Raw genomic sequence first — 20,999 nt, 5'->3', positions numbered from 1 at the left:
CAAAGCCGGACGCAGCCAAGGCAGGCAATACGCGTTAGGGTAGTGGGCGATGGAGGATGCGAGCTGATGGCCGGGAGCGGGGCGTGGCGTTGGGGTGTGGCGGTCGCCGTCGCGGCGGTCCTCGTCGGCTGCGGGCGACAAGGCGAGCAACACTCGTCCGGCCCGATCGAGGTCAATGGCAAGCCGGTCGACCTTCGCCAGCTCGAAAAGGACTCCGAGCGCGCCGAGAAGGCGGCCCAGAAGGGAACCCGCGCCCTGGCCCCGGCCAGTCTGAAGGATCTGCTGCCGGCCAGCGTCGGCGGCTACGCTCGCGGCGATGTCTCCACGGACCTGGGTCCCGAGCCGGCCATGGCCAAGGCCCGGGCGCGCTATGTGAAGGGAACCTCGGCCTTCGTCCTCGAAATCACCGACCTGGGCGCGATCGGCGCCGTCAGCGCCGATGCGGACGCCCAAGGCGCTTCGAGCGTGCGGCGCACCGCGACCGGCTACGAAAAGATCGCCACGGCCGCTGGGCGCATGGTCACCGAGGAATGGGATACGGCGTCGAAGTCGGGTCGCTACAGCATCGTGGCGGCCGATCGTTTCGCGATCTCCGCCGAGGGTTCGGCCGATACGGTGGACGTGCTGAAGGCGGCCGTCGAGACGGTCAACGCCGCGCGGCTGCGGGCGCTGGCCGGCTAACGCGACAGGCTCTAGCCGACCACCACGCGGTGGGCGCGCGGGGTGACACGGGTCAGCAGCTCGTAAGCCGAGGTGCCGGCGGCGTTGGCGGCCTCGTCGATCGGCAGGTTCGGGCCGAACAGCTCGACCCTGGCTCCCGGGCGGGCGGCGTCGCAGTCGGTGACCTCGACCGCGATAACGTCCATCGAGACGCGCCCCAGCAGCCGACGACGCGCGCCGTCGAACCACACCTGGCCATTGGGATGGCTGGCCCGCAACACGCCGTCGGCATAGCCGGCCGCGACAATAGCCACGCGCGTGGTGTCCGGCGCCGTCCAACGCGCGCCATAGCCGACGCTTTCGCCGCGCGGCACCACGCGCACCTGCAGGATCGGCGCTTCCACCGTGGCCACGGCTCGGATCTCGGGATGCGGGACACCCTCGGGTCCGCCGCCATAGAGGCTGATCCCTGGCCGGGCCTGGTCGAAACGGTAGGCCTCGCCCAGGAACAGGCCCGCCGAATTGGCCAGGCTGCGGCGCGCGTGCGGGAGGAGGGCGACAACCTCTCCGAAGCGCTCCAGCTGGCGCGCATTCAGCGGATGGGCGGGCTCGTCGGCGCAGGCCAGGTGACTGATGATTAGATCGAGGTCCAGGCGCTTCAGGCGATCGGTCGCCCCGACCAGCACCTTCACCTCCTCGGGGCGCAGGCCCAGGCGGTTTATGCCGGTGTCGACGTGCAGCGCCGCCTTCAACCGGCCGGAGCGGGCCTGGGCGTTCCAGGCCTCGATCTGCGGCAGGCTGTTGAGCACCGGCGTGAGGTCGGCGCCTTGCAAGGTGTCGCCCGATCCCGGCGTGGCGCCGTCCAGGACGTAGATGGCGGCGTCGCGGTCGCCCAAGGCCTGGCGAAGGGCCACGCCCTCGGCGAGACGCGCGACGTAGAAGCTCCGCGCGCCTTCGGACCACAGGCGGTCGGCGATTTCCGCCGCGCCCAGGCCGTAACCATCGGCCTTCACGGCCGGCGCCAGCTCAGCGCCGCCGGCGCGGGCGCGCAGGGCGGCGAAGTTGCTGGCCAGGGCGTCGAAGTCGATGGTGATGCGGGCGTCGTTGAGGTCGGTCACGGCCTGGGCCTAGCCGAGGCGGGCTTGGGGTTCAACGGTTTAACCGTGATGGGTCGCCAGGAACCGCCCGACCAGGTTCTCGGCTCCCGACGCGATGATCTGCACGCCGATGCAAAGCAGCAGGAAGGCGACCAGGCGCGATAGCACCCGCGCGCCGGACGGACCCAGCAGCCGCATGACCTGGCCCGAGGCGCTGTAGAGCAGCCAGACCATGATCGCGACCAGGGCCGCGGCCAGGCTCGCACCGATGAAGAACGGCGCCACGGCGGCGCCTTCGGCGGGGCGCTGCGACGAGAGGGCGATGGCCACCGAGATCGAGCCGGGACCGGTGGTAAACGGCATGGTCAGCGGGAAGAAGGCCACATCCTCGTGGGTCTGGGCCGGTTCGGTCTGGCTGGTCTTGCGATCCTCGTTCTCCTGCGGGTCCATCAACAGGCCCCAGGCGCGGATCGCCACGACCAGGCCGCCGGCGACCCGCAGGGCGCCCAGGCTGACGCCGAAGAAGTTCAGGATGTAGCCGCCCAGCAGCAGCGAGCCCAGCAGCACCAGGAAGGCGTAGAAGCCGATCGCCCGGGCCAGCTTCAGCCGCTCGGCGCGCGCGCGTCCGCCCATCGCCTGGTGGAAGATCAGCGAGGCCCCGACCGGGTTGACGATCGAGAACAAGGCCGGAAACGCCAGCAGGAAGGCGCCGATCAGGCTGGAGGTGGGCAGGGGGCTGAAGTCCATGCGACTCGTCGGGGCTGGAGGCGAGGCGGCAAACTCGCCTGCTCCAGAGGGCGACGTCAAATGCCCTTCAAATAGTCCGACCTTCCCGGCGAAAGCCGGGACCCAGATTCATCCCGAACGCTGGCGTGTTCGCGCCTACGGCATCAGCTGGCGCCCAGGGTTCGATCTGGGCCCCGGCTTTCGCCGGGGAGGTCGGATCGAAGAACGGCTACTCGTCCGACGGAATGTTCCGCGCCTGGGCGAAATAGTGGTCGCGGGCCAGGTTGCCGAAGCGGGTGGTGTCGCTGTTGAACGACAGGCGCACCGTGCCGATCGGACCGTGACGCTGCTTGGCGATGATCACCTCGGCCAGGCCCTGCAGGCGGTCCATGTCTTCCTGCCAGGTCAGGTGTTCGGGCGTGCCCTCGCGCGGCTCGGCGCGGCCGACATAGTAGGCCTCGCGGTACACGAACCAGACCATGTCGGCGTCCTGTTCGATCGAACCGGATTCGCGAAGGTCGGAGAGCTGGGGCCGCTTGTCGTCGCGCTGCTCGACCTGACGCGACAGCTGCGACAGGGCGATGACCGGACAGCCCAGCTCCTTGGCCAGGGCCTTGAGGCCCATGGTGATCTGGCTGACTTCCTGCACGCGGTTGGCGTTCGAACCGAGGTCGGAACCGGTGACCAGCTGCAGGTAGTCGACGACCACCAGGTCCAGGCCGACCTGGCGCTTCAGGCGGCGGGCGCGGGCGGTCAGCTTGGCGATCGAGATACCGCCGGTGGCGTCGATATAGAGCGGCGCTTCCTGCAGCTCCATGGCCGCGTCGCGGACCCGGCCGAACTCGGAGGCGTCGATCTCGCCCTTGCGGAGCCGGTCGCCCGACACGCCGGAGGCGTCGGCCAGCATACGCAGGGCCAGCTGTTCGGCGCTCATTTCCAGTGAGTAGAAGGCCACGACGCCGCCTTGGACGGTCTTCTTGGTGCCGTCGGGCTGGATCTCGTAGGCGTACTTTTTGGCGATGTTGAACGCGATATTGGTCGCCAGCGCGGTCTTGCCCATCGACGGGCGGCCGGCCAGGACGATCAAGTCGGATGGGTGCAGGCCGCCGATCTTCTGGTCCAGGTCCATCAGGTCGGTGGAGACGCCCGACATGCCGCCGTCGCGGCTGTAGGCTTCGGCGGTCATCTCGACCGCGCCGCGCAGGGCGTCGCCGAACGACACGAAGCCCGACGAAGCCGCGCCGCTTTCGGCCAGGCTGTAGAGCTGCTGCTCGGCCGCTTCGATCTGGTCGCGAGCGGTGCGCTTTTCCTCGGCCGCGCCTTGGGCGGCCACGGCGATGTCGCCGCCGATGCGGATCAGCTCACGGCGCAGGGAGAGGTCGAAGATCACCCGGGCGTAGTCGCCGGCGTTGGCCGCGGGCGGGGCGCGATCGACGAGGTCGGCCAGGTAGCGCAGGCCGCCCAGCTCCTCGAACGCGGGGTCCTTCTTGAATTCGTCGGCCAGCAGGATCGGCTCGGCCAGCTGGCCCTTGCGGACGTGGGTTTCGATCGCCTGGAACAGGCGCTGGTGGAACGGCTCGTAGAAGCAGCGCGCCTGCAGGCTGTCGGTCAGGCGTTCGTAGGCCGCGTTGTCGTAAAGCAGGACGCCCAGCAGCGCCTGCTCGGCCTCCATGTTGTGCGGGGCCACGTTGATCGTGGGTTCTTCATGCGGTGGGCGCAGATCGAGCGCGGGGACGAGGGACATCATCGGAAGTTAACGCGACGAGCCTTTCGACGCGCGGGCGACTTGGCCCGGCGACTCAGATGAACGGGGATATTCTGTGTATGTTCTGAGGCTCCGAAAGTGCAAGCGCACGGGCTCAAGAGGGCGTCCGTTTCTGACGTGAGGCGCTAAGAAAAAGGGCGCGGAGATCGCTCTCCGCGCCCAAACGTTTGCGGGCCTTTCAGGGCCCGCCCAGCCTACCAGTTGACGCTGACGCGGGCGTACAGGAAGCGCCCGTTGAAGCCGAACGGCGAGTAGCTGGGGAAGCCGATCGACCCGCTGGGCGAGTTGATCAAGGCCGGCGTCTTGTTCGGATATTGGTCGAACAGGTTGTTGACGCCCAGGGCCAGGCCCGCCGGGCCGAGCTTGTAGCGGCCTTCAAGGTCGACGATCCAGGTGTCGCCGGTGTTGTAGTCCAGGATCGGGTTGTTGTTCGGCACCAGGACGCTGTCATAGAAGGTGCCCTTCAGGGTCGCGCCCCAGTCGCCCAGCGACCAGTCGGTGTTCAGCACGAACTTCTGGTTCGGGGTGCCTTCCTCGTAGGTCTTGACGTTGCCGCGGTCGAACAGGAACGGCGGCTGCGAGACCGAGGTGATAGTCGGCAGGCCCGGCGTCTTCTTGACCACGGTGCCGTTGAAGTTGGCGGCCACGGTGAAGTCGAAGCGGCCGGTGTCGACCGTCTCGAGACGATAGCGGCCGACGATGTCGACGCCCCGCGTACGGGTCTCGACGCCGTTCAGGAAGAAGCGGGCCGCGCTGACGCCATAGGGGGCGAGCAGGGCGTTGATCACCGCGGCCGTCGCCGCCGGGGTCGACGGGTTGGGCAGGTTCTCCGACAGCACGATGCGGTCGTCGATGTCGATCTGGTAGGCGTCGACGGTCAGCTCGAACGGGCCGGTGCGGAAGACGATGCCCGCCGAGTAGTTCATCGACTCCTCGGGCTTCAGAGGCTTGGCGCCCAGGGCCACGGCGATGGGGCTGTTGACGGTGAAGGTGCCGGACTCGACGAGGATCGAGCCGGTCGGCGTGGCGACGTTGTTGGTGGCCGTGTAGCTGAAGTACTGCTGCTGCAGGGCCGGCGACTTCACGCCGCTGGAGATGGCGGCGCGGATGGCGAGTGCGTCGTCGATGTCGTAGCGCGCGGACAGCTTGCCGGTGACCTTCGAGCCGAAGTCCGAATAGTCCTCATAGCGGCCGGCGACGTCGAACGACAGCTTCTCGGTCAGCTTGCCTTCCAGGTCGAGATAGGCCGAGATGTTGTGGCGATCGACGTCGACCTCGTTGCTCGGGCGGAAGCCGCCGAAGCCTTGCGACACGGGCGCGCCGGGCAACGGGCCCTTGGTATAGGAAGCCGCCTCGCCCTGGCGGACCTGGAAGGTCTCCTGGCGATATTCGAGGCCGAAGGCGACGTTGGTGGGCGCGACCAGGCCGAAGTCGAACGGCTTGGACATGTTCAGGTTGACCAGGATCTGGTCGTAGTCGAGACCGCCGGCCTTGAAGGTGCGGGGCGAGGCCGCGCCATAGGTCGAGTTGATCGTGTTCTTGATCGTGTAATCGAGCGAGTTCTTGCCGTAGGTCACGCCCAGGTCGGTGGTGAAGCCGCCCAGCTCGCCCTTGATCCCGCCCGCGATGTTGTAGTCGTCGATCTTGGTGGAGATGATCGGCAGGAAGCCGCCCGGATAGACCGCCGGCACATTGTTGCTGTTGTTGTAGGTCCGAGCGGTGGCCGCGGCCTCGGTGTCGCGGCGCTGATAGCCGCCATAACCGTACAGCGACCAGGTCTCGCCCACCGGCACGCCGGCGTTCAGGTAGAGCGCCTTGCTCTCCAGCTTCGGATCGCCGTAGCGGCCGATGACAATGGGGCGCCCATAGGCGGGAGCCGCCACTGGATCCACATAGTCGGCGCGGTTGGTCGGATGGCGGTTCAGATATTCGGCCGCGACGGTCAGGAAGCCGGTGTCGCCGATCGGCAGGCCCTGCCAGCCGGAGACCGACATGGTCATGCCGTCGTGGGCCTTGCGCTCGCCGCGGGCGGTCTGGACCTTGGTGTCGTAGTTGCCCCAGTTGACCGTCACGCCGCCGCCGCTGCGGGCTTCGCGCAGGCGCAGGTTGATCACGCCGGCGATGGCGTCGGCGCCGTACTGGGCCGAGGCGCCGTCGCGCAGCACTTCCACCCGCTCGACCGCCACGGTGGGGATCGAGTTCAGGTCGAAGGCGGTCGAGCCGCGGCCGATCGAGCCGTTGATGTTGACCAGGGCGCCGACGTGGCCGCGCATGCCGTTGATCAGGACCAGGGTCTGGTCGGGAGCCAGGCCGCGCAGGGTGGCCGGGCGGACGTGGTCGGTGCCGTCGGTGATGGCGGGACGCGGGAAGTCGATGGCCGGGGTCAGGTTCGACAGCGCCTGGGCCAGTTCGGCGCCGCTGCCTTGCCTGGCCAAGGCTTGGTTACTGATGACGTCGACGGGGGCGATGGTGTCCAGCCGGGTTCGGCCCGGCGTGCGCGTCCCGGTGACGATGACCTCTTCCACCGACGTGGTTTCGGCGGCCGGCGCGGTCTGGGCGTGGGCGGTTCCGGCGCATGCGGCGGCGGACACGGCGGTCAACAACAGATGACGCAAGCTCATGCGGTATTCCCCTCTCACAAGGCGGAGGGGGCCGCTCCTGCCGACCGACTCCCCCCCAACGCGAGGCGTTTTCGCCTCTTGAGGGACAACATGGGCGCGTTGGTCGGCGCCTACAAGTTGATCATTTCTAAAATGAAACAAAGAAAAACGGCGCGGATCGCTCCGCGCCGTTCTCTTGATAACAGTCCGATTCCAGAAGGAATCAGGCTTCGTAGTGGTCGCCTTCGAACGAGCCGGCGCCGCCTTCGGCCATGTCTTGGGCGGCTTCGGCGTCAGCGGCGCGATCTTCTTCGAACTGCGAGGCGATGACGTTTTCGCCGCGCGCTTGGCGCTCGGCTTCGTCTTGGCTGCGCGCGATGTTCAAGGTGACCGTGACGGTCACTTCGGCGTGCAGCTTCACCTTCACTTCGTGGACGCCCAGCGTCTTGATCGGCTTGTCCAGCACGACCATCGAGCGGTCGACCTTGCCGCCTTCGGCCTTGATGGCGTCGGCGACGTCGCGACCCGCGACCGAACCGTACAGCTGGCCGCTTTCGCCCGCTTGACGGATCATGATGTACTGGGTGCCGTCCAGCGCTTCACCGTTCTTGCCGGCGGCTTCACGGTTGCGGACGTTGCGAGCCTCGATCTCGGCGCGTTGCGCTTCGAAATTGGCTTCGTTGGCCTTGGTGGCGCGGAGAGCCTTGTGGCGCGGCAGCAGGAAGTTACGGGCGAAGCCGTCCTTCACGGTGACCACGTCGCCAAGGACGCCGGTGCCTTCAACGCGTTCGAGCAGAATGACTTTCATCGTGGCGTCTCCCTTACTTCACGACGTAGGGGAGCAGAGCCAGGAAGCGGGCGCGCTTGATGGCCTTGGCCAGTTCGCGTTGCTTCTTGGCCGACACCGCGGTGATGCGCGACGGCACGATCTTGCCGCGTTCGGAAACGTAACGCTGCAGCAGCTTCACGTCCTTGTAGTCAATCTTCGGCGCGTTGGCGCCCGAGAACGGGCACACCTTGCGGCGACGGAAGAACGGGCGGCGAGCGCCGCCAGCGGCGGCGGCCGGAGCGCCGGCTTCGGGAGCAGTCGTATCGGTCATGATCTCTTCTCCCTTACGCTTGAGCCTGAGGCGCGAAGTCGTCGCGCGGACGTTCCGGGCGATCGCCACGGTCACGACGCGCCAGGACCGGCGACAGTTCCAGGTCCAGCTCTTCCACGCGGATGGTCATGAAGCGCAGCACATCTTCGTTGATGAGCAGCTGACGCTCCATTTCCTTCACGGCCGGCGCCGGGGCGTCGATCGCGAGCAGGGAGTAGTGGCCCTTGCGGTTCTTCTTGATGCGGTAGGTGAGGTTGCGAAGGCCCCAGTACTCGATCTTGGCGATGTGGCCGCCATTCTCTTCGATGAGGGTCTTCAGTTGCTCGTTCAGAGCTTCGGCCTGTTGCGGCGAGATATCCTGCCGCGCGATGACCACGTGTTCGTAGAACGCCATGTTTTCCTTCTTCCGTTGTGGAAGGCGGCGTGGGCGACGACGGAAGTCCGTCGACCACGATGGATCCTGCAAGCCGAGCGGGGAAATCCCCGGTCCCGGATGGGTGCGTGCAAGACCGCTCTTCCATGAGAACGCGCGCTCCTACAGGAGAAGAGGGCGGAAGGCAAGTCGCACCGGGGTTTGCCGTCGAAACGAGCGGTCTCGAATCTGTCATACAAATGACGCCCGGGCGGGCTTCATCCCCAAGGCCGAGTATGCTAGCAGGCGGGCATGGGGACAGGGACTTCCTTTGTGATCGCGCTCGCGACAGCCGTCGCCGTAACGGCCGTTGGCGCGCCCGCGTACGCGGAGATCATTCAGAAGCCCGCCATGTCGGTCTCGGCCAAGGACGGCCGCTTCGCCGGCTATTCGGCGGCCCTGCCGTTGGATCTCTCCACCGACACCGAGAAGGTCGCCCTGACGGTCAAGACGGCCGGCACGCTCGAGAACCCGACCTACGACTTCGACCTCAACCTGACGCAGAAGCCCGACGACAGCCGGATCGGCCAGCGGGCCCTGGCGGTCGGCGCCTCGTGGAACGACCGCGAGGCCAAGCTGCGCTCGTCGATGTCGAAGATGTTCGGCTTCGGCCTGCTGCCGCGCGCCAACTATGTCCGCGTCTCGATGGACATGGACGCCAGCCAGGCCATCGCCGTGCCGGGCAAGATTCCGGTGGCCCGCGCCAATATCCGCTCGTCGCTGACCCTGGAAGGGCGGCCGATCGGCTCGATCGCCCTGGGCGGCGGTTCGACCGGAGAAGAGGGTGTTGACCTTTCGCTGACCCGGCCGTTCGACATCCCGGCCGAGATCACCATCAGCCTGCGCGGGGCGCCCACGCGGGGGATCAACGCCCGCGACGAATGGCGGCTGCAGGACGCCCGCGCCATGGTCAAGCTGGTGAAGGCGAGCTGGTAGCGTCCAGCTTGCCTGTCTTGGCCTTCTTGGCCGTGACCTCGGCGAAACGCTTCAGATAGTCGGGGTTCTCGGTGCCCATCAGCTTGTCCCACCAGGTGAAATAGAGGCCGTAGTTCCAGCCCGCCTGGGCGTGGTGTAGGTCGTGATGGGTCACGGTCGTGATCCAGGGCAGCAGCGGGCGGCCGTCCTTGCGGGCGGGGAACAGCTCGTACCCCGAATGACCGAGCGTGTTGCGGACGATCTGGTGCAGCATGAACAGACCGACAACCGGCCACTGGGTTGGGATCAGGATCATCCACAGCGGCACGAACACGCCGTTGATGAACGCCTCGCCCAGGTCGAAGCTGTAGGCGGTGAATGGCGAGGGGTTGTTCGACCGGTGGTGCCGCCGGTGGAAGGCCCGGAATAGCCGACGGTCGTGGATCAGCCGGTGCGTCCAGTAGAACCAGGCGTCGTGGGCGACGATCATCAGGAGCAGGCTGGTCCAGAACCACAGGGGACCCCAGTTCCTGGCGATATACGGACCCGGCAGCCAGCCGGCGCGGAACAGGCCGAAGGTCAGCAGGCCCAAGCTCGAGAAGATCATGATCGAGCGGATCGAGGTCGCGAATTCGACCAGTAGTTGGCGTGCGAGCGGGCGGCTGTCGCGGATCTTGCGGCCCGCTAGCGGCGCGGCCAACACGACCCACAGGACCAGCCAGACGCCGACCGAGAAGGTCACATAGCGGGTGACGTCGACCTGCATGGCGTCAAGCCAGTTGCGCACGAACGGGAGGAGGGGGGCGAGCAGTTGGGACGCCATCGGGGGCTCCTGGGCGATGAGAGACCTCGCCAAGGAAGCGGCCCCGCCCTCGACCGTCTCGCCGGACGCGAAATCAGGCTGACTTGCCGGTTTTCGACGCGTCCTCGCCGGTTTCGACCAGCCGCAGGCGCGGCATGGCCGGCGTGGCCTGCTGGCGCCAGGCGGTCGGGGTGACGCCAGCGGCGGCGCGGAAGGCGCGGTTGAACGGCCCTAGCGAGGCGAAGCCCAGCTCATAGGCGATGGTCGAGACCGACTTCAGCGCCTGTTCGGGATCGGCCAGGGCGACCTTGGCCGCCGCGATCCGCCGGCCGTTCACGTAGTCGGCGAAGTTGCGGTGACCCAGCACGCCATTGATCAGCTTGCGCAGGCGGTGTTCGGGCGCGCCGACCAGGGCGGCCAGGGTTCCGATCGAGAGGTCCTCGCCACGCCAGACCTCGTTCTCGTTCATGGCCTTGTCCAGGCGCGCCAGGACAAGGCGGTCGGCGGGGGTGAGGTCCAGCATCTCAACCGGCTTCGGCGACTGCATGTCGTCCGCCGCCGGCGCGGCCTGGACCAGGGCGGGCTCGGCGCGCAGCAGGGCCAGCGCCGAGCCGACACCGAGACCGACCAAGGCCAGGGCCTGGACCAGGCTTGACAGCACCGGGCCGTGACCGAGGCCGATGTCGCACAGGGTCTGCACGAACATGTAGCCCGTCGCCGCGGCCGCGATCGGGGCGCGAAGCCGGCGGCGGCGTTCGACAAGGTCCGTCCGCCAGCCTTTCCAGGCCATCAGCAGGATGTGGACCATCAGCACGACCGAGAAGGCGGCGCACAGCTGCCAGATGGCTCCACGAACCGGAGACGGCGGCAGAAACGCGCCGGCGGCCCACAAAGCCAGGGTCGCGCTGGGGATGGCGAAGCGCCAGGGTGGGATCTGGGGCTCGTCCTCGAACAGGACGGAGCAGAACAGCCAGAATAGGCTCGTCGCGGACGCCGCCATGGCCCAGGTGACCAGGCTGAAGTGGCGATGCTCGGTGTAGTAGAGCTGGCTCTCGACAACGTGGGCGATGGAGCACGCCATCAAGGCGACCCCCACCCAACGGGCCGGCGTCAGGCGCTGGCTGGCGGCCAGGGCCACGCCGGTGGCGGCGAAGGCGCCGATGGCGACGCCTCTCGCGGCGATCTCGAGGGAGGCTGGATCGGACATGACCGATCATTTCTCCAAGCGCGCGCGACCCTCAAGCCGCGCGGCTGGCCGAAACCCGAAAAGCTTGGCTACTTCTTGTGGGCGGCGTTGTAGGCCTTCACCGCGTCCATGGTCTGAGTGACGTGGCCGGCGAAGTTGCCGTCGGTATAGGCCATCAGGACCTTGTGGTCCGGGGCGATCACGTACGAGGTGCGGTTCGACCATTCGGGCTTCTGCGACAGCACCACGTCGTAGCTCTTGACCAGGGTCGCGTCGGCGGCGGCCACCGCGAACTTGTCGCGGCAGTGCTCCTTGGAGAAGTCCTTGATGCGGTCGACATTGCCGGCCGTGACGCCGATCACCGTGGCGCCCAGCTTTTCGAACTCGGGGGTGGCTTCGGCGAACTCATGGGCCTCGGCCGTGCAGCCGGCGGTGTAGGCGGCCGGGAAGAAGTAGAGGACCACCGGTCCCTTCTTCAGGGCCTTTGCCAGCTTGAAGTCGAAGTCCTTGCCGGCCAGAGCGGCCTTGGCGGTGAACTCGGGAGCCTTGTCGCCGACCTTCAGCGCGGCCAGGGCAGGAGAAGTGGCGGCCAAAGCGAGGGCGGCGGCGGCGATACCGGCGAGCATACGGGGCATCTGGAAGGCTCCTGCGGGGAGGGTGTTTACGGTCACGTCTTGGATAACCCCATTCTGCCGTCTTCCAAACCGCTACCTTCGTCGTTACCTGCCTTTGCAGGCATTGGGGAGAAGACGATGGCGCTGGGCGAGTCCGAGGTTCCGACCCTGGCTGAGTGGGCCGGCGGCCCCGCGAGGTTCAAGACCCTGTTCGAGACCTTCTACGCCAAGGCGCCGAACGACCCGATCCTGGCCCCGGTCTTCGCCCACATGGACCCAAGGCACGCCGCGCACGTGGCGGCGTTCGTCGGCGAGGTGTTCGGCGGGCCCAAGGCCTATACCGAGGCCGGCGGCGGCCACGCCGCGATGATCCGCAAGCACATGGGCCGGCATCTGACCCAGGAACAGCGCCGGGCCTGGGTGGCCCTGATGCTGGCGACCGCCGACGAGGTCGGAATGCCTGACGATCCCGAGTTCCGCGCCGCCTTCGTGGGCTATCTGGAATGGGGCACCCGCCTGGCGGTGATCAATTCGGCCGAAGGCGTTGCCGAGCCCGAGGGCGAGCCGCCGATGCCGGTCTGGGGCTGGGGACCGCCCGGAGGGCCCTGGCTAGGGTGAGAAAACGGGGCCGACTTGCCGCCCAGGCCCCTTTGGCCTAACCCTCCGCCCCTTGAATCTAGTTGAGACGGAGCGGGCCATCATGAGCATCGCCTTCATTTTCCCCGGCCAGGGCAGCCAGTCGGTCGGCATGGGCGTCGACCTCGCCCAGGCCTTCGCCGCCGCCCGCGAGGTGTTCCAGGAAGTCGACGACGCCCTGGGCCAGAAGCTGTTCGCCTTGATGAAGGACGGTCCAGAGGGCGACCTGACCCTGACCGAGAACGCCCAGCCGGCCTTGATGGCCGTCAGCCTGGCCGTGACCCGCACGCTTGAAAAAGAGTTCGGGGTGGGCGTCGACCGCGCCGCCTTCGTGGCCGGTCACAGCCTCGGCGAATATTCGGCCCTGGCCGCCGCCGGCGCCATCACCCTGGCCGACACCGCCCGCCTGCTGAAGCTGCGCGGCCAGGCCATGCAGCGCGCCGTGCCGGTGGGCGAGGGCGCGATGGCCTCGCTGATCGGTCCCAAGACCGACCTGGCCCTGGCCGAAGCCGCCGCCGCGGCGGGCTCGGAAGTCGGCGTCTGCGTCGTGGCCAACGACAACAACAACGGCAATGTGGTGATCTCCGGCGCCAAGGTCGCCGTGGACAAGGCCATCGAGAAGGCCAAGGAGCTGGGCGCGCGGGCCATTCCGCTGAACGTCTCGGCCCCGTTCCACTGCCCGCTGATGCAGCCGGCCGCCGACGAGATGGCCGAGGCCCTGGCCCGGACCACGATCATCGCCCCGCGCGCGCTCCTGGTCGCCAACATCACCGCCGGCCCGGTTCACGACCCGGACGTCATCCGCAAGCTTCTGGTCGAACAGGTCACCGGCCGCGTCCGCTGGCGCGAGAGCATGACCTGGCTGGCCACTGAGGGCGGCGTCACGCGTTTCGCCGAGGCCGGCGCCGGCAAGGTGCTGTCCGGCATGGCCAAGCGCATCGCCCCGGACGCCGAGGCGACCCCGCTCAATACGCCCGCCGATCTCGAAGCCTTCGCCCAATCGCTCTGAGATAGAGCCGCTTAGTTCCAAGGAAGCCGAACATGTTCGACCTCACCGGCAAGACCGCCCTCGTCACCGGCGCCACCGGCGGCATCGGCGGGGCCATCGCCCGCGCCCTGCACGGCCAAGGCGCCCACGTCGTCCTCTCGGGCACCCGCGAATCGGCCCTGGCCGAGTTGAAGGGCGAGCTGGGCGAGCGCGTCTCGACCGTGGTGGCGAATCTCTCGGACGCCGAGCAGGTCGACGGCCTGGTCGCCAAGGCGGAGGAAGCCGCCGGCGCGCCGCTGGACATCGTGATCGCCAACGCCGGCATCACCCGCGACGGCCTGATCGTCCGCATGAAGGACGAGGACTGGGAGACCGTGATCAAGGTCAATCTGGAAGGCTATTTCCGCCTGTCCCGCGCCGCCGCCAAGGGCATGATGAAGCGCCGTAGCGGTCGCATCATCGGCATCACCTCGGTGGTCGGCGTCACCGGCAACCCCGGCCAGACCAACTACGCGGCTTCCAAGGCCGGAATGATCGGATTTTCCAAGGCCCTGGCCCAGGAACTGGCCAGCCGCAACGTCACGGTCAACTGCGTGGCTCCTGGTTTCATCGCCAGCCCGATGACCGATGCGCTCAACGAGCAGCAGAAGGCGGGCATCCTTTCGACGATTCCCGCCGGCAAGCTGGGCGAAGGGAGCGATATCGCCGCGGCGTGCGTTTTCCTGGCCAGCGATCAGGCCGGCTACGTCACCGGGCAGACCTTGCACGTCAACGGCGGCATGGCCATGATCTAAAACCGCTGTTCCTCCTTCGGTCTGCCGCTAGCAAGCCGAAAAGGAACGTGATAGGCGGAGCCCGACAATTCCTGCGAATAGCGTGGTTTCGCCTCGCTGTTCATGGGCCGAAATTTTCTCAACGAGGGACTAACAGAATGTCCGACATTCTCGAGCGCGTGCGTAAGATCGTCATCGAACACCTGGATGCCGATCCCGAGAAGGTCACCGAGAAGGCTTCCTTCATCGACGACCTGGGCGCCGACAGCCTCGACAACGTCGAGCTGGTGATGGCGTTCGAAGAAGAGTTCGACATCGAAATCCCGGACGACGCCGCCGAGCACATCCAGACGGTTGGCGACGCCGTGAAGTTCATCACGGAAAAGACCGCCTAATCAGGCGTCGAGTTCGCTAGTCGAACCTGACCATTTCCGCCGCGTCGCACGGGCTCTTGCCATCGTGCGCGCGGCGGTTTTCGTTTGAGGCCAAGATTCGCGGCTGGCGTCGTGGGGCGTTCTCCCCACATCTCGCGTCCCGCATCGAAGGTTTGGGAGTGATCCATGCGTAGAGTCGTTGTCACGGGTATCGGCCTGCTGACCCCTCTGGGCCAGGGCGTCGACATCACCTGGAAGAACATCCTGGCCGGCAAGTCCGGCGCGAACCGCATCACGGCCTTCGATCCGACCGAGTATGCGTGCCAGGTGGCTTGCGAGGTTCCGCGCGTCGACGGGCGCGGCGGCGGCGGCCCCGACGTCGAGGGCTCGTTCAACCCCGACCTGACCATGAGCCCGCGCGACCAGAAGCGCGTGGACGATTTCATTCTTTACGGCATCGCCGCCGCCGACGAGGCCATCAAGGACTCGGGTTGGGTCCCGGAGACCGACGAGGACAAGTGGCGCACCGGCGTCATCCTGGGCTCGGGCATCGGCGGCCTGTCGACGATCGCCGACACCGCCCTGGAGCTGGAGGCCAAGGGCCCGCGCCGGGTCAGCCCGTTCTTCATCTCCTCGGCCCTGATCAACCTGATCTCGGGTCAGGTCTCGATCAAGCACGGCTTCAAGGGTCCCAACCACGCGGTGGTGACGGCCTGCGCCACGGGCGCCCACGCCATCGGCGACGCCATGCGGCTGATCAAGTACGGCGACGCCGACGTGATGGTGGCCGGCGGCGCGGAAGCGGCCGTCTGCAAGGTCGGCATCGCCGGCTTCATCGCCTGCCGCGCCGTGTCCACCGACTGGAACGCCACCCCGGAAAAGGCCTCGCGTCCCTACGACAAGGACCGCGACGGCTTCGTGATGGGCGAGGGCGCCGGCGCCCTGGTCCTGGAAGAGTACGAGCACGCCAAGGCGCGCGGGGCCAAGATCTATGCCGAGGTCGTCGGCTACGGCCTGTCGGGCGACGCCCACCACATCACCGCCCCGTCGGAAGACGGCGAAGGCGGCGGCCGCGCCCTGGCGGCGGCCATGAAGGACGCGGGCCTGAAGCCCTCGGACATCGACTACGTCAACGCCCATGGCACCTCGACCATGGCCGACGGCCTAGAAGCGGGCGCGGTCGAGCGCTTCCTGGGCGACCACGCCAAGAACGTCGTCATGTCCTCGACCAAGTCGATGACGGGCCACCTGCTGGGCGCGGCCGGCGCGATCGAGGGGATCTTCTCGATCCTGGCCATCCGCGACCAGATCGCCCCGCCGACCATCAACCTCGACAATCCGGACGTCCACGTCGCCATGAACCTGGCGCCGAACAAGGCCGTGCCGATGAAGATCGACGTGGCCGTCTCCAACAGCTTCGGCTTCGGCGGCACCAACGCCACCGTCGTGTTCAAGAAGGTCACGTGAGCAAGAAGACGCCGCCTCGCGCCCGCGCGCCCAAGGGGCCCCAAAGGTCCAGAACCGCTCGTCGCGAGACGGCATCGCTAGGCCGTCGCCTGGTGCGCGCTCTGTTCGGCGCGGTCACGACCCTGGTCGTGGTCGGCATGGTCGCCGTGCTGGGCGCCGCCTGGGTCTATCAGGGGCCGGGTCCGGCCGCGAAGGCGGGCGACAAGACGACGGTGATCCTGCGCAAGGGCGCCAGCCTGCCCGAGATCGCCGCCAGCCTGGAGCGCGGCGGCGTCATCCGCTCCTCTTCGATCTTCATGACCGCCGCCAAGGTCACCGGCGCGGCCCGGACTTTGAAGGCCGGCGAATACGAGTTCGGCTCGCGCGCCTCGATGGCCCAGGTGCTGGACGCGGTTCGCCACGGCCGCATCGTCCGACACTGGATCACCGTGCCCGAGGGCCTGACCTCGGACATGGTCATGGACATCCTCAACAAGTCCGACGTGCTGACCGGCAACGCCGCGACGCCGCCCGAGGGCGCGATCCTGCCGGAGACCTACGAGGTCCAGCGCGGCGAAGACCGCGCCGCCGTCCTGCAGCGCATGATGGACGATCGCGACAAGCTGCTGAACCGGCTGTGGGCCAACCGCGTCCAGGGCCTGCCGTTCCAGACCAAGGACGAGGCCGTCACCCTGGCCTCGATCGTCGAGAAGGAAACCGGCCTGGCCTCGGAGCGTCCGCGCGTCGCCGCCGTGTTCGTCAACCGCCTGCGCACGGGCATGCGCCTGGGTTCGGATCCGACGATCATCTACGGCATCTCGCGCGGCCGGCCGCTGGGCCGCGGCATCCGGCTGTCGGAGCTGCAGCGCCCGACGCCCTACAACACCTATCTGATCGCCGGCCTGCCGCCGACGCCGATCGCCAATCCGGGCCGTGCGGCCCTGGCGGCGGTGCTGAACCCGGCCAAGACCGACGACCTCTATTTCGTCGCCGACGGCACGGGCGGCCACGTGTTCGCCTCCACCCTGGAGCAGCACAACGCCAACGTCGCCAAGTGGCGGCAGATCGAGCGCGACCGCGCGGGCGACGCGCCCGTTGTGCCAGCCAAGCCGGCGGGGGACTGAAACATGGCGCTCTCGGGGATGACCGGCTTCGCCCGGGTCGAAGGCGCGCACGGCGCTTGGACTTGGGCCGTCGAGGCGCGCAGCGTCAACGGCCGCAACCTTGAGACCCGCTTTCGCGGCCCGCCCGGCTTCGAGAGCCTGGAGCGCGCCGCCCGTGACGGTTCGCAGGCCCGCTTCCAGCGCGGCCAGCTCACCGTCAACGTCCAGGCCAAGCGCGCCGAGACCTCGGGCGAGACCCAGATCAATGTCGCCGCCCTGGAGCGCTATCTGACCGCCGGCGGGCCCTATGTCGCCACCGGCATGATCGCCAAGCCTACGCTGGACGGCCTGCTGGCCCTGAAGGGCGTCATCGAGGCCCGCGAGGACGAGGACGACGCCGAGACCCGCGCGACCGTCGAGACGGCCATGGCGGCCTCGATCGCCCAGGCCCTCGACGGCCTCAAGGCGGCGCGGCTGGAGGAGGGCGCGGCCTTGGATCCGGTGCTGAACGGCCTCGTGGATCGCATTGAGGTGCTCACCAACCAAGCCGAGGGCGAGGCCGCCGGTCAGCCGGCGGTGCTGAAGGAGCGCTTCGCCCGCCGCATGGCCGAACTGGTCGGCGAGGCCGCCAGCGAGGAGCGCATCGTCCAGGAAGCCGCCGCCCAGGCCGTGAAGGCCGACGTGCGCGAGGAGCTGGACCGCCTGATCAGTCACATCGCCGGCGCGCGGGCCTTGCTTGCGGGCGAAGGCGCGTCAGGCCGCAGGCTCGACTTCCTGTCCCAGGAATTCATGCGAGAATCCAATACCCTCTGCTCGAAGTCGGCCCTGACCGCCCTGACCGCGATCGGTCTGGAGCTGAAGGCCGTGATCGAGCAGTTCCGCGAGCAGGTCCAGAACGTTGAATAAGCCCCATCATCCCCATCGCGGCCTGCTCTTGATGGTCGTGGCCCCCTCGGGCGTCGGCAAGACCTCGCTGACCCGCCGTCTGGTGGCCGACCACAACGACCTGCACCTGTCGATCAGCGCCACGACCCGCGATCCGCGGCCGGGCGAGCACGACGGCCGCGACTACCACTTCGTCACCCGGGCCAAGTTCCAGGAGATGATCGAACAGGACGCGTTCCTGGAGTGGGCCGAAGTCTACGGCAACTACTATGGCAGCCCCAAGCCGCCGATCATGCAGGCCTTGGAGCGGGGCGAAAGCGCTCTGTTCGACATCGACTTCCAGGGCGCGATGAAGGTTCACGCCCAGGCCAAGGACGACAGCGTGCTGGTCTATATCCTGCCGCCGTCGCTGGCCGAGATGAGCCGCCGCCTGCACGCGCGCAGCCAGGACAGCGAGGAGGTCATCCACCGCCGTCTCGCACGCGCCAAGGACGAGGTCGCCGACTGGGAGCGCTTCGACTACGTCATTCTGAATGAGGATTTCGACCGCGCCTACGCGGACCTGGCCCACATCTACCACGCCGAACGTCTCAAGCGGGCGCGTAACCCGTGGATCGGCGGCTTGGTGGGCGATCTTCTGAAGGAAGAGATCTAGCGGCGAGCCAAGGCCCGCCGCCAGGACCTCGCGGCTTCAAAGCGCGCGACGGCCGAAGATCAAATGATACAGCGCCAGTACGACGATGGCGCCGACCGTGGCCACGGCGAGGCTGTAGAGATTCAAGCCGGATACGCCGCTGTTGCCGAACTGGTTGAACAGCCAGCCGCCGACGAACGCGCCGACGATGCCGAGCACGATATCCAGCAGCACGCCGCTGCCGGTGCGGTTGACGAGCTTGCTGGCGATGAAGCCGGCGATCAGGCCCAGAAGGAGCCAGGCGAGAATGGACATCGTAGGGACTCCGTGAGCGGTCGCCCTGTGCGACCCTGCTCAATCAAGAGCCCGACGGCGCCGTTAGTTCCCAGAAGGTCTAACGCTTCACGCGGTCCTGAACATAGGCGATCAACTTCTCGGCCGGGGCGCGGCCCAGCGCGATGAACAGGCCCGAGCCCAGAACGGCGCCAATCAAAAATGTCAGGCTCATCACGCAACTTCCCCTACGACCGGTGATGGCAGCTATTGCAGATGCTCCGTGGCCAAGCCAAGGCGACATCAGGGCGCTGCGACGATCGGTCGTTCAGGCGCCTCTCGGCGGGGCGAGAATGGTCAGCACGCAGGTCAATCCGCCCGGCGCGTAGTCGAACCGGGACGATCCAGCCAGCTCGCCCTTCAGGCTGGCGGCGATCAGGCGCGAGCCGAAGCCGCTGCGCCGCGGCGGCGCGACCGGCGGGCCGCCGCTTTCACGCCAGGTCAGGACGAGGCGGGTGCGAGCCTCGTGGCTCCAGGTCACCGCGACGCGGCCGGCCTGGGTGGACAGAGCGCCATATTTGGAGGCGTTGGTGGCCAGCTCGTGAAAGATCATCGCCAGGGCCACGGCGGCATTCGGGGGCAGGGGCAGGGGCGGCCCTTCCAGGGTCACCTGGCTGATATAGGGCTCCAGCGCCTCGGCCAGGATCTCGCCGAGGTCCGCGCCTTCCCAACTACGGCGGGTCAGCAGGTCGTGGGCGCTGGCCAGGGCGTGGATGCGGTCGTTGAACTGCGCCAGGCCGTTCTCGCCGCCCCCCTTGTCGCTTACGGGCCGCAGGCTGTGGCGCGCCAGGGATTGGACGACGACCAGGGTGTTCTTCACCCGGTGATTCAGCTCGTTGATCATCAACTGCTGGCGTTCGGCGGCCTGGCGAGCCTCGGCGTCGCGGGCCCGCAGGATGTCGGCGGCCGCCCGCAGCGAGCCACGCACCTCGGCGATCTCCTGCAGGTGCGAGGGGGCGGGATCCAGCGGCGCGCCGGCGGCCAGCGCCTCGGCCTCGGCAACCAGGCCGCGCACGTCGCGAGAGATCGGCCGGGCGAAACCGATCGCGGCCACCACGCCCAGCGCGATCAGCAGGGCCGCGCTGCCTAGGGCCGGTCCGAGCGAGCTCACCACCACCCGATTCAGTTCATCGCGCGGCACGCCGACAATGAAGGTCCAGCCGTACGTCGGCGAGCGGCTGAAGGCCGACAAGGTCTTGACGCCGTCGAGCGTGCGGCTGTGGATCACGCCCTCGTTGGCGCGGGCCATGGCGTTTTGCATGTCCGGGCTGGCGTGCTTGCCCAGCATCTTCTCCTGGTCGCGCGAGCGGGCCACCAGGGCGGCGTTGCGGTCGACAATGCTGGCCGTCCAGGTATCGGGAAACCCCTGGGCGGTCATCAGGGCGTGAAAGTTCTCGGGATGCTGCATATAGGCCAGCACCAGCACCTTGCCTCTGACCAGCACCGGCACATTGACGCCGATGATGGGGTCGGCCCCGTGGCGCGGGATCAGGTTGCTGACATTCGACTTGCCCGTAGTCATCTCGCGCCAGGACGACGGCGTGACGGGCGCGTAGGGCGTCGGGGCGCCGGGCGCTATCCGAGTGTTGATCAGCTGCCGATCCAGGGTCATCAGCACGATCCAGCCTTCGCGCCCCGCCACGGCCTCGCGCGCCTGCTTCTCGAACGTCGTCATGTCGCCCTCGGCCAGGGCGGGTGACACGGCCAGGCCTTGCAGGACGCTCTGGCCTTGGCCGATCTGGCGGTCGGTGGCCAGCGACAGGGCGCGGGTCATGGCGACGAGCTGGGTGGAGAAACGCCGCTCGCCCTCGCCGTACTGCATGGCGACCAGGGCCCCCATCAGCAGGATGGCGGGCGCGGCCAGGGTCAGGGCCATGAAGAGAAGGCGCCGCGCGACCGTCGATGGCGCTTTCACCGCATTGTTGGTGGTCACGTTCGCCCCGCTCAGCC

General features: G+C 67.9%; 22 protein-coding genes. 10 read left to right on the top strand and 12 right to left on the bottom strand.

The annotated features are described in order from the left end of the window. The first annotated feature begins 66 nt into the window (after nucleotides 1-66). Nucleotides 67-681, top strand: a complete 615-nt coding sequence (locus ASC70_RS16815) for a hypothetical protein (protein ID WP_156396240.1) — start codon at nucleotides 67-69, stop codon at nucleotides 679-681. A gap of 11 nt (nucleotides 682-692) precedes the next feature. Here ASC70_RS16815 and alr read toward each other — a convergent pair whose 3' ends face one another. The 7 genes from alr to rpsF all read right to left on the bottom strand — a co-directional run bounded on the left by alr (nucleotide 693) and on the right by rpsF (nucleotide 8,342). Continuing rightward, nucleotides 693-1,778, bottom strand: a complete 1,086-nt coding sequence (gene alr, locus ASC70_RS16810) for an alanine racemase (RefSeq protein ID WP_056052092.1) — start codon at nucleotides 1,776-1,778, stop codon at nucleotides 693-695. A gap of 39 nt (nucleotides 1,779-1,817) precedes the next feature. Further along, nucleotides 1,818-2,504 (bottom strand): MarC family protein, encoded by a 687-nt coding sequence (locus ASC70_RS16805; RefSeq protein ID WP_047405113.1) that lies wholly within the window; start codon nucleotides 2,502-2,504, stop codon nucleotides 1,818-1,820. Nucleotides 2,505-2,712: 208 nt separating this feature from the next. Next, nucleotides 2,713-4,230, bottom strand: coding sequence for a replicative DNA helicase (locus ASC70_RS16800; RefSeq protein WP_056052089.1), 1,518 nt, complete (start codon nucleotides 4,228-4,230; stop codon nucleotides 2,713-2,715). 212 nt (nucleotides 4,231-4,442) lie between these two features. Beyond that, complete coding sequence (locus tag ASC70_RS16795; RefSeq protein ID WP_056052086.1) at nucleotides 4,443-6,869, bottom strand: TonB-dependent siderophore receptor; 2,427 nt, start codon at nucleotides 6,867-6,869, stop codon at nucleotides 4,443-4,445. A gap of 202 nt (nucleotides 6,870-7,071) precedes the next feature. Further along, nucleotides 7,072-7,656 carry a 50S ribosomal protein L9 gene (gene rplI, locus ASC70_RS16790; protein ID WP_047405120.1) on the bottom strand — a complete coding sequence of 195 codons (585 nt, stop codon included), beginning with the start codon at nucleotides 7,654-7,656 and terminating at the stop codon, nucleotides 7,072-7,074. A 13-nt stretch (nucleotides 7,657-7,669) separates the two neighbouring features. Next, nucleotides 7,670-7,948, bottom strand: a complete 279-nt coding sequence (gene rpsR / locus ASC70_RS16785) for a 30S ribosomal protein S18 (RefSeq protein WP_004615089.1) — start codon at nucleotides 7,946-7,948, stop codon at nucleotides 7,670-7,672. Between the two features lie 13 nt (nucleotides 7,949-7,961). Beyond that, nucleotides 7,962-8,342, bottom strand: coding sequence for a 30S ribosomal protein S6 (gene rpsF / locus ASC70_RS16780; protein WP_047405128.1), 381 nt, complete (start codon nucleotides 8,340-8,342; stop codon nucleotides 7,962-7,964). Between the two features lie 270 nt (nucleotides 8,343-8,612). Between rpsF and ASC70_RS16775 the strand changes: the two genes are divergently transcribed. Beyond that, nucleotides 8,613-9,296: a hypothetical protein gene (locus ASC70_RS16775; RefSeq protein WP_056052083.1), complete on the top strand. Its 684-nt coding sequence runs from the start codon at nucleotides 8,613-8,615 to the stop codon at nucleotides 9,294-9,296. Here ASC70_RS16775 and ASC70_RS16770 read toward each other — a convergent pair. The 3 genes from ASC70_RS16770 to ASC70_RS16760 all read right to left on the bottom strand — a co-directional run bounded on the left by ASC70_RS16770 (nucleotide 9,271) and on the right by ASC70_RS16760 (nucleotide 11,898). Beyond that, nucleotides 9,271-10,086: a sterol desaturase family protein gene (locus ASC70_RS16770; RefSeq protein WP_056052863.1), complete on the bottom strand. Its 816-nt coding sequence runs from the start codon at nucleotides 10,084-10,086 to the stop codon at nucleotides 9,271-9,273. The two genes, ASC70_RS16775 and ASC70_RS16770, sit on opposite strands and share 26 nt — an antisense overlap. Before the next feature lie 85 nt (nucleotides 10,087-10,171). After that, nucleotides 10,172-11,284 carry an AraC family transcriptional regulator gene (locus tag ASC70_RS16765; RefSeq protein ID WP_056052080.1) on the bottom strand — a complete coding sequence of 371 codons (1,113 nt, stop codon included), beginning with the start codon at nucleotides 11,282-11,284 and terminating at the stop codon, nucleotides 10,172-10,174. Nucleotides 11,285-11,352: 68 nt separating this feature from the next. Further along, nucleotides 11,353-11,898 carry a peroxiredoxin gene (locus ASC70_RS16760; RefSeq protein WP_056052078.1) on the bottom strand — a complete coding sequence of 182 codons (546 nt, stop codon included), beginning with the start codon at nucleotides 11,896-11,898 and terminating at the stop codon, nucleotides 11,353-11,355. Between the two features lie 117 nt (nucleotides 11,899-12,015). On the opposite strand from ASC70_RS16760, the gene ASC70_RS16755 reads away from it, so the two are divergent. The 8 genes from ASC70_RS16755 (at nucleotide 12,016) to gmk (ending at nucleotide 18,737) form a co-directional block, all read left to right on the top strand. Then, nucleotides 12,016-12,495, top strand: coding sequence for a group II truncated hemoglobin (locus tag ASC70_RS16755; RefSeq protein WP_056052075.1), 480 nt, complete (start codon nucleotides 12,016-12,018; stop codon nucleotides 12,493-12,495). Nucleotides 12,496-12,577: 82 nt separating this feature from the next. Beyond that, nucleotides 12,578-13,522 carry an ACP S-malonyltransferase gene (gene fabD, locus ASC70_RS16750; protein ID WP_056052073.1) on the top strand — a complete coding sequence of 315 codons (945 nt, stop codon included), beginning with the start codon at nucleotides 12,578-12,580 and terminating at the stop codon, nucleotides 13,520-13,522. A gap of 32 nt (nucleotides 13,523-13,554) precedes the next feature. After that, nucleotides 13,555-14,295, top strand: a complete 741-nt coding sequence (gene fabG / locus ASC70_RS16745; RefSeq protein ID WP_056052069.1) for a 3-oxoacyl-[acyl-carrier-protein] reductase — start codon at nucleotides 13,555-13,557, stop codon at nucleotides 14,293-14,295. A 137-nt stretch (nucleotides 14,296-14,432) separates the two neighbouring features. After that, a complete protein-coding gene (locus ASC70_RS16740; RefSeq protein ID WP_004615098.1) occupies nucleotides 14,433-14,669 on the top strand; it encodes an acyl carrier protein in 237 nt (78 codons plus the stop codon). Nucleotides 14,670-14,834: 165 nt separating this feature from the next. Continuing rightward, a complete protein-coding gene (gene fabF / locus ASC70_RS16735) occupies nucleotides 14,835-16,115 on the top strand; it encodes a beta-ketoacyl-ACP synthase II (RefSeq protein WP_047405147.1) in 1,281 nt (426 codons plus the stop codon). Further along, entirely contained in the window at nucleotides 16,112-17,218 is a 1,107-nt protein-coding gene (gene mltG / locus ASC70_RS16730; RefSeq protein WP_056052066.1) for an endolytic transglycosylase MltG, read from the top strand. The genes fabF and mltG overlap by 4 nt, the downstream gene beginning before the upstream one ends. A 3-nt stretch (nucleotides 17,219-17,221) precedes the next feature. Continuing rightward, nucleotides 17,222-18,103 (top strand): YicC/YloC family endoribonuclease, encoded by an 882-nt coding sequence (locus ASC70_RS16725; RefSeq protein ID WP_056052063.1) that lies wholly within the window; start codon nucleotides 17,222-17,224, stop codon nucleotides 18,101-18,103. Beyond that, nucleotides 18,096-18,737, top strand: coding sequence for a guanylate kinase (gmk, locus tag ASC70_RS16720; RefSeq protein WP_056052060.1), 642 nt, complete (start codon nucleotides 18,096-18,098; stop codon nucleotides 18,735-18,737). The genes ASC70_RS16725 and gmk overlap by 8 nt, the downstream gene beginning before the upstream one ends. Nucleotides 18,738-18,773: 36 nt before the next feature. On the opposite strand, the gene ASC70_RS16715 is transcribed toward gmk, so the two are convergent. Both ASC70_RS16715 and ASC70_RS16710 read right to left on the bottom strand, forming a co-directional pair. Continuing rightward, nucleotides 18,774-19,031 carry a GlsB/YeaQ/YmgE family stress response membrane protein gene (locus ASC70_RS16715; RefSeq protein WP_047405154.1) on the bottom strand — a complete coding sequence of 86 codons (258 nt, stop codon included), beginning with the start codon at nucleotides 19,029-19,031 and terminating at the stop codon, nucleotides 18,774-18,776. A 286-nt stretch (nucleotides 19,032-19,317) separates the two neighbouring features. Further along, nucleotides 19,318-20,982 carry a sensor histidine kinase gene (locus tag ASC70_RS16710; protein ID WP_162247237.1) on the bottom strand — a complete coding sequence of 555 codons (1,665 nt, stop codon included), beginning with the start codon at nucleotides 20,980-20,982 and terminating at the stop codon, nucleotides 19,318-19,320. Nucleotides 20,983-20,999: the final 17 nt, after the last annotated feature.

Source organism: Caulobacter sp. Root343, assembly GCF_001425745.1.
In the GTDB taxonomy this organism is placed as follows: domain Bacteria; phylum Pseudomonadota; class Alphaproteobacteria; order Caulobacterales; family Caulobacteraceae; genus Caulobacter.
The sequence above is the reverse complement of the archived record's forward strand: the minus strand, read 5'-3'. Positions and strand labels throughout refer to the sequence as shown.

Excerpts from the sequence above, each read along its gene's own strand:
- ASC70_RS16815 (WP_156396240.1), top strand. The coding sequence starts at position 67 with ATGGCCGGGAGCGGGGCGTGGCGTTGGGGTGTGGCGGTCGCCGTCGCG.
- ASC70_RS16805 (WP_047405113.1), bottom strand. The coding sequence starts at position 2,504 with ATGGACTTCAGCCCCCTGCCCACCTCCAGCCTGATCGGCGCCTTCCTG.
- ASC70_RS16800 (WP_056052089.1), bottom strand. The coding sequence starts at position 4,230 with ATGATGTCCCTCGTCCCCGCGCTCGATCTGCGCCCACCGCATGAAGAA.
- ASC70_RS16795 (WP_056052086.1), bottom strand. The coding sequence starts at position 6,869 with ATGAGCTTGCGTCATCTGTTGTTGACCGCCGTGTCCGCCGCCGCATGC.
- rplI (WP_047405120.1), bottom strand. The coding sequence starts at position 7,656 with ATGAAAGTCATTCTGCTCGAACGCGTTGAAGGCACCGGCGTCCTTGGC.
- rpsR (WP_004615089.1), bottom strand. The coding sequence starts at position 7,948 with ATGACCGATACGACTGCTCCCGAAGCCGGCGCTCCGGCCGCCGCCGCT.
- rpsF (WP_047405128.1), bottom strand. The coding sequence starts at position 8,342 with ATGGCGTTCTACGAACACGTGGTCATCGCGCGGCAGGATATCTCGCCG.
- ASC70_RS16775 (WP_056052083.1), top strand. The coding sequence starts at position 8,613 with ATGGGGACAGGGACTTCCTTTGTGATCGCGCTCGCGACAGCCGTCGCC.
- ASC70_RS16765 (WP_056052080.1), bottom strand. The coding sequence starts at position 11,284 with ATGTCCGATCCAGCCTCCCTCGAGATCGCCGCGAGAGGCGTCGCCATC.
- ASC70_RS16760 (WP_056052078.1), bottom strand. The coding sequence starts at position 11,898 with ATGCCCCGTATGCTCGCCGGTATCGCCGCCGCCGCCCTCGCTTTGGCC.
- ASC70_RS16755 (WP_056052075.1), top strand. The coding sequence starts at position 12,016 with ATGGCGCTGGGCGAGTCCGAGGTTCCGACCCTGGCTGAGTGGGCCGGC.
- fabD (WP_056052073.1), top strand. The coding sequence starts at position 12,578 with ATGAGCATCGCCTTCATTTTCCCCGGCCAGGGCAGCCAGTCGGTCGGC.
- fabG (WP_056052069.1), top strand. The coding sequence starts at position 13,555 with ATGTTCGACCTCACCGGCAAGACCGCCCTCGTCACCGGCGCCACCGGC.
- ASC70_RS16740 (WP_004615098.1), top strand. The coding sequence starts at position 14,433 with ATGTCCGACATTCTCGAGCGCGTGCGTAAGATCGTCATCGAACACCTG.
- fabF (WP_047405147.1), top strand. The coding sequence starts at position 14,835 with ATGCGTAGAGTCGTTGTCACGGGTATCGGCCTGCTGACCCCTCTGGGC.
- ASC70_RS16725 (WP_056052063.1), top strand. The coding sequence starts at position 17,222 with ATGGCGCTCTCGGGGATGACCGGCTTCGCCCGGGTCGAAGGCGCGCAC.
- ASC70_RS16715 (WP_047405154.1), bottom strand. The coding sequence starts at position 19,031 with ATGTCCATTCTCGCCTGGCTCCTTCTGGGCCTGATCGCCGGCTTCATC.